Origin of the sequence: Vibrio caribbeanicus ATCC BAA-2122, assembly GCF_000165125.1 — a bacterium.
Taxonomy (GTDB): domain Bacteria; phylum Pseudomonadota; class Gammaproteobacteria; order Enterobacterales; family Vibrionaceae; genus Vibrio; species Vibrio caribbeanicus.
Genome location: NZ_AEIU01000051.1, coordinates 21,292 through 27,954, shown reverse-complemented (window position 1 = coordinate 27,954; position 6,663 = coordinate 21,292). Strand labels below are relative to the sequence as shown.

General features: G+C 38.8%; 7 protein-coding genes. All 7 read right to left on the bottom strand.

Going from position 1 to position 6,663, the window contains the following annotated elements; genetic code table 11:
- Window positions 1-668 (bottom strand): hypothetical protein (locus tag RH40_RS04735; RefSeq protein ID WP_009600231.1); only part of this gene is annotated, 668 nt, incomplete at its 3' end.
- 58 nt (window positions 669-726) lie between these two features.
- Window positions 727-1,641, bottom strand: coding sequence for a leukocidin family pore-forming toxin (locus RH40_RS04730; protein ID WP_009600230.1), 915 nt, complete (start codon window positions 1,639-1,641; stop codon window positions 727-729).
- A gap of 1,111 nt (window positions 1,642-2,752) precedes the next feature.
- Window positions 2,753-3,400, bottom strand: coding sequence for an OmpA family protein (locus tag RH40_RS04725; protein ID WP_009600228.1), 648 nt, complete (start codon window positions 3,398-3,400; stop codon window positions 2,753-2,755).
- A gap of 3 nt (window positions 3,401-3,403) precedes the next feature.
- Complete coding sequence (locus RH40_RS04720) at window positions 3,404-4,900, bottom strand: pilus assembly protein (protein WP_009600227.1); 1,497 nt, start codon at window positions 4,898-4,900, stop codon at window positions 3,404-3,406.
- 3 nt (window positions 4,901-4,903) lie between these two features.
- Window positions 4,904-5,461 carry a tight adherence pilus pseudopilin TadF gene (tadF, locus tag RH40_RS04715; protein ID WP_009600226.1) on the bottom strand — a complete coding sequence of 186 codons (558 nt, stop codon included), beginning with the start codon at window positions 5,459-5,461 and terminating at the stop codon, window positions 4,904-4,906.
- Entirely contained in the window at window positions 5,451-5,933 is a 483-nt protein-coding gene (locus RH40_RS04710; RefSeq protein ID WP_009600225.1) for a TadE family protein, read from the bottom strand. Before RH40_RS04710 ends, tadF begins: the two co-directional genes overlap by 11 nt.
- The gene (locus tag RH40_RS04705) at window positions 5,920-6,651 is read right to left on the bottom strand and encodes a tetratricopeptide repeat protein (protein ID WP_009600224.1); all 732 of its coding nucleotides are present in this window, start codon (window positions 6,649-6,651) and stop codon (window positions 5,920-5,922) included. The genes RH40_RS04710 and RH40_RS04705 overlap by 14 nt, the downstream gene beginning before the upstream one ends.
- Between the last annotated feature and the right edge of the window lie 12 nt (window positions 6,652-6,663).

Genomic DNA, 6,663 nt, shown 5'->3' with positions numbered 1-6,663 from the left:
TTACTAAGCTCGACTTCTTGCTGTTCTTTGAATAACTCGATAGCGGATTTGACGGTTTCAGCCCACTCAGCTTCGCTCTGTCCATCAGTCTGTTGTAAAGGAAGAACAAGATAGTGGATACCTCCTTGTTCATTGCGTACACTGGTGGCCAAAATCACATCTCCTTCTGCCGCACTACCAAAAAACTCAGAAACCACCTCACTTTCACTCAGACCATAGCTGTCCAAATAATCAGACTCAGTATTGTCAAACATCAACATGGAACCATCTTTAGATAACGCCATAATCGCATTGCGCTGCTCTTCACTAAATGGAACATCTTCAGTACTCAAGTAACTGACCTGCTCTGTTTCTATAAACTCATACAAGGCATTACTTAACGCATTGGTTGGTTGGGACAACCAAGCCTGAGCAGGTTGTTCTGATTCTGACTCAAGAATTAAAGATCCCTCAGCTAACATCTCAGCAGTGCCTGGCGAAGTTTGCATTACCTGGTTTTTTTCAACGTTGGCTTGATTCAACGTGGGCACCTTAGTTAATTCCGCCACAGGCTCGATGTCAGAAATAACATCGGTCTGTTCTTTCACCGTCTCTGGCCAGATAATGAAACCGAAGGCAATAAGCAACGGGATCCCTATCAATAAAAAATTTCGCATAGTAATAGGCATTAAGTCCTCCCCAAATTATCTTGCCCACACCGAGTTTAATTCGGTATGGGCAATCAAATTAACGATATAAAGCATCTCTCCAATTCACTGCAACATAGCGATTTGCGCTAGTCCAATGATGGGTATCTGTTTTATTTTCCCATGTGAAAGTTGTGTACCAGCTACACCAGTCTTGAGCAAAATAGTAGTCCGTTTTACGCCACTCAGCAGTTAACTTGATATAGCTTGTGTTATAGCCATCATTAATGTTCTTTTTCCGGTAAACTGTTCCAACTTGAGGCTTGAAGTCAGAGCGCATAACGACAGGCAATTTATTAAATGGAAGAAAGTTATCGCCACATTTCGTCCAGTGACGAATAAGATTCTCTTTCGCAGGGTAGCGGTTATTAATGGTTTGGTTTTCTATCATCCACTCTACACTCTCATCACTTTGGTCAAAATCTGCCGTGGTTCTGAACTCTGGCTGATCGTACGTTACGCGATAAGCGTAAGAAACACCCGCTGATGCTCCAAGTGATGGATCTGCTGCGGCTGTACCACTAAGCCCTAAATTAAACTCAAGGTTTTCGCTGACGGTCGATTTGCTTATGGTATTTTCTGGTGCGTGGCTGATATGACGGAGAGGCGAACCTCCTACAGAACTTATTCCCAATTTAAACGCAGTTGGAACTGTGTAGCGATAATCTCCCCCAGCATGGAAACTGTATGTTGTCTGTTTGCTTGGAACATTAGTCATATCAAAGCCTGAGCCCCCTTTCAATACCAGGCGTACTTCTTTATGACCACTTGGCCAGGCGGTTGTATTCCAGACATTTTCCAGTGCATAGATCAGGCGAATTTTTTTACTTCGAGCATCTCTATCGTCGAGTTTGTACAAAGATGTCGTATACGCCTTGGTGATATCAGCAGCATAGACGGGGAGTATCGCGAAAACAGTTGTTAACGCGGTAATAAAACCGATTTTTTTTCTCATGTTGTGTTCCTATATGCATTGTTATTAGGTAAACGTAAACGCTTACCACTTCCATGAGCTGAACAAAAAAACGGCAACTTGTTCAACTTTCAAACAAATCGTGCATCAGGAATAAAAATCCACAAATGATAAAACTATTACTATGAGATCTATATTGGATTATTTATTAGTGATAGATGTATAAATTAGATTTTGATCAAATAATAATCATAGAAAAAGATACCTCAATACACAAATAACAATGAATATATGTCAAAATTTCGAACCATAAATTTTAAAAAATCCATTTAAAAAATAAATACAAGAAGTAAAAGAACGAAATACTTATTTTTATCAAGCTAGAAGTTCAGTCATTACTCCACAAACTAAAAAAAACAAATTAAAAGCATTAATAATCAGCGATTTATCAACATAACAACAAGAGAAAGCCAAAAAAAATCCATATTTTACTTTTATCCTATATTATAGAAAAATGACAATAAATTTAGAGCTAATAATCTATAAAATTATTGTAAAATTTATCAAAAGTGACACAAAATAGTGTTAAAAATAAAACAACCACATTAAAAATTTAAAAATCAATTATATTTGATTCTTATTAAATTATTTTTTAACAATGAGAAAAAATCTATTTTATAACATTTCATTCTCTTTAGTATTGATAGTACTCCACAGCACCAAACGGATAACTCAGCAATTATTATGAATCGATAATAGTCGCTTGAGAAAACGAGTGGAAAGACACACGAATCTGTTCATGTGCCTCAAAAGCTAAATAACAACCGTGCCGTCTACAAGTGAAGCCTAAACGCCAAGTCTTCATATTTTGCAATTATCCCTCAACAAAACTTTCCTTATTACGCTCGACTTCTTGTTGTTCTTTGAATAACTCAACAGCAGATTTCACGGTTTCAGCCCACTCAACTTCACTCTGTCCATCATATAGCATTCAAAGCCAAACTATAAGTTTATACAGGGTCATCAGCATATAAGTGCCAGAGAAATGTCTGGCGCTTATAAAATTAGTAATCATGGCGATTAGGTAGGCTCTAAAATAATTCCCTATAACTCCTTACCTAGCCCCTCCTTGATAAAAAGAGGCAGATGTTACTTATTCTGGTGAAAGAGTGGAATTTCTCTCGGACGTTTTGATCTCTGAACGCCTATTTTGTGCCCTTCCCTCTTCTGTTGAATTGGTAGCGATAGGTAAGTTTTCACCATAAGAGCGAACAACAATCCTGTTTGCATCGACGCCTTCGGTAAGTAATGCCCCCGAGGCCGCCAACGCTCTTCTTAATCCTAGTGCTTGATTATAACCCTCAGAGCCCTTGTTATCTGTGTGCCCCTCTATGGCTATCGCACTGTCCTCATTTTTTAGGCTTTCGGCAAGCTGACTTAGCGCATCACGTCCCATGGCCGTTAAGTTAGATTGGTCAAAACCAAAGTGCAACCGCGCAACTGTTCCATCATTTTGATGTCTATTTTGGTTGTTTATCCAAGTTCTACAACGCGACCTATCCAATCCAAGCTTTGACTGACCGACCAACATTTTCTTTAGCTCGCTGTCGTTGGAATTCTGCTCGATCTGCAAGAAACCCTGCCGGTGTTTTGCTAAACCAATAACATCATCAACGATAATATTATGTTGGTATTCACTAAATGTAGCGTCGCAATAGACGCTTCGTTTTTCGTCTGCCTGAACTATTGCACTTAATGGCATGGCCAAAAGAGCGACTGTATTCATGACTAAGTTTTTCATATTTTACCTCTGATATAGCCTAGTGATTCCCAGCCCTCTTGAGCCTTTCATTATGAGTTCTTCTATCTTTTCAATCAGTTCATTTAAATTCGATACATCAATAATATCTTCGTCTTCGTTTTCAACACATTCTTTAAAACCGTTTTGATCTGATGCCGAAAATTTGATACCGATTACACCAATGTAGAGTCCCGGAATTTCTTCTCTTGCCTTATCACACATTTTATTTTTGACAAGCTCATTTATTATTCTCTCATCTGTTTCCTGCCCGTCACTTAAGATTAGTAACATCTTATTTTTGTTCTGGTATGCTTGTTGAACTTCTTCATCGGCATCGATAGAGGGCTGACCTTGTTTTAACACCTGTAGCCCTCTCAGTATCCCTTGGTAAGCCGCGGTATTACCGGCTGCTGTCATGTTTTGGATAGCTTCTAAATCTAATAAGTCGTTGGTGAGTAGAATATTTTGAAATTGAGCATGCAGGCTTCCACTATATAACCGTACGCCTTTTGTCGTTCTATAAAAGTTAGATTTGGACCGTGACTTGTCGTTAAACATATCTGATACTGTGGCATCAAAGTCAATATAATCAAACATATCCGGATCACTATAATCTCCAACCACATCAAATATTCGTTTAGCGCGTTGATGATTTTGCCATTGAGGAACATTACAATTGAAATAATTCTGCGCACACTTTTCGACACTTTCTTTAGAAGACATACGCCACCGATCCCAATCGATATCATTGTAAGTGTATGTAGAAACGCTAGCATCACCATTCAAGTAAACCAACTGACTGACCGCACGCCCATCTCTGCTCCAGATCATTTCTCTGGTTCGTATATTGAATGGCACAAACCCAATTCGATTGACTCCAGTCGCCCTTTTGTCATCACAAATGTAAGAAGATATTTGCTGGTCATAACGAGGTGACTCACAGAGGATTTTTATTGAAATTTGATCGATTGAACTTTTTAAAACTCTGAGTTTACTGCCATACATTGAAGTTGAAAAATCAGATACAAACACAATATCGATAGTATCTTCCCCTGGTTGAATCGGCTCCTTTCCCGCAACTGAGCGCCCTGCCAACTCTTGTTTTCGGTCAAATGAAGGGATGAAGTTGCTTACAAACCATGATTTATGGGTGGTTCTTGCATCAACGGTATACTCTATGTACTCTCTAATACCCTTCGCATCGTCGCGCGCTCGGTAATCTCGCGAAGTGGTTAATGCTGTTGATTCAATATCTCTTACATAGCTCCGCACGTACTCTTCTGCCATTGAGTCAGCTCTACCTTTTCGATCCTCAATCGTCACTGCGATCGCTGCAGCCTCAGCGGAGTCTCTCAACCTACTTGACTCTTGTACATAACGTGAACCTTCTACTGCCCAAAAAGTCACCCCCATAATTGGTACTAACAACAAGCCCATCCATACTGCAGCAACACCTTGTTGTTTTTTTAAACTACTATTTTGAGTCTGCCTAATCAGCATTGCTTACCTCCCAGGCATTATCGAAGACGACTGAATTTTCAATCTTGTATCTATCCCACCATTAAAAAACGGCGTGAACCAAGATTTGTGTTCTATACAAAGGCTCACTTGATACAAGGGATAAATGATGCTCTTTTCAACTGGTGCTAATGTCTTTCGCTCAATTAAGGGTTTTGAGCTACAGTTGAGAGCGAGGAATTGTCCACTTGTGAATTTTATTGTGCTAGTTTTATTGGTTAATGACTCTATCTGTATAGCGACATTATCTTCTGCCACATTCAACATGCGACTGGCAACCTTTTGCAAGTTTTCTAAATCCCTTTGGCTAACCTCAAGTTTCAACCCTCTAGAAATATTCGCATTAAAATACCGAGTACGCTCTTTAAGTACATTTACCAATGCAAAACTAGAACGATCGAGCTTTCCACGTAAAAGTAGCTGCTGACTCAAGTCTGTTGAAAAAAGATAGACTCCCCATAACGCAATAACAACAAATAGCAGCTCAATCATAAATGAGCCCTTTTGATGCTTTTTAATCGATGAAATTTGTTTAAGACGCATCCCTGCTCCAACCCTCGTGCTCAAGGTTTAAGACCATGGTGCTCGAAATGTCTCGATCAATGGCGCTAACAAATTTAATAATCGGAGAGTAACGATAGGTCACTGTAATCTCAGCTAAATTGTAATTTTCACTAAAGGCCTGGTCAGAATGACCATTATCATCGATAAAATCCTGATAGGTTCGGTAATATCGACCGTTGAAAGAAAATTTCGAGCTATCGATGAGGAAATGCCATAGATTTGTTCTGTCTTTTATTAGTGTTTCAAATTTTTCTTTATATTGTTGGTTAACACTTTTTCCTTCATGGATTTTAGTGTTTCTGATGGTTTCTCTGAGTGAATACTCTGTCATGTTAACCACATAGGTGTAATAACTTGACTCGAAAATGGCAAAAGTAACAAAAAACAAGATAAAAGCACCTAAGGAAAACTCAACTGCCGTTACCCCCTTTTGCTTATTAATATTCCTCATGATTCACTCCAGAGCGGCCTAATTCAGAAGCAATACTGTTCAATTCTCGTTTAGAAAAATCGTCTTCAAGTAATTGTTTTGCCACGTCTATCTGTTGATCTCTCATAAGTGCGATAGCAAGATTTGACTTTAACACTTCATTTTCTGGGTTGCTTCGTAGAGCTGGCGCTAATATTCCTATTGCTTTTTCGTATTCATTTTTAGCCATATGAATCATGGCAATATTATTTTTGATTGCCAAATCATCATAACCGCGCAAACGTGCATTATTTAGCTCCTCATAAGCCTCATCATACTTACCTAATTTTGCATAAGAAACGCCGAGTAGGACATGAATGTGTCCAGATTGATTGCCCGACTGAATCGAGGATAAATAAGCATTAATAGCATTTTCGGTTTTATTATCAGCATCAAAAATTTGTCCTTCTAGCTGATATAAACTTGCGGTTTTTATGCCTTTTTTTCTCAAATACTGCACATAGAAATTTGCCGACTCAATATCCCCTTTCTGAAAATAAGCCTTAGCAAGCTTTTCCTTCACTTTGGGATCGTGTTCATTTTGTTCCAACTCCGATTTATAATGCCTAATTAAGCCGTCGTAGTTTTTAACCTTTTCCATGCGTGTGACAGTGCCATCTTTCAGATTCTGGTTGGATGGGGTTGACTGACAACCAATCAAAGCAAATAAAGAGAGAAATAAAATAAAGATACGCTTCATGACAAACTAAGC

Bases quoted from the DNA above. Each gene is read 5' to 3' on its own strand.
- RH40_RS04730 (WP_009600230.1), bottom strand. From the start codon at position 1,641: ATGAGAAAAAAAATCGGTTTTATTACCGCGTTAACAACTGTTTTCGCG.
- RH40_RS04725 (WP_009600228.1), bottom strand. From the start codon at position 3,400: ATGAAAAACTTAGTCATGAATACAGTCGCTCTTTTGGCCATGCCATTA.
- RH40_RS04720 (WP_009600227.1), bottom strand. From the start codon at position 4,900: ATGCTGATTAGGCAGACTCAAAATAGTAGTTTAAAAAAACAACAAGGT.
- tadF (WP_009600226.1), bottom strand. From the start codon at position 5,461: ATGCGTCTTAAACAAATTTCATCGATTAAAAAGCATCAAAAGGGCTCA.
- RH40_RS04710 (WP_009600225.1), bottom strand. From the start codon at position 5,933: ATGAGGAATATTAATAAGCAAAAGGGGGTAACGGCAGTTGAGTTTTCC.
- RH40_RS04705 (WP_009600224.1), bottom strand. From the start codon at position 6,651: ATGAAGCGTATCTTTATTTTATTTCTCTCTTTATTTGCTTTGATTGGT.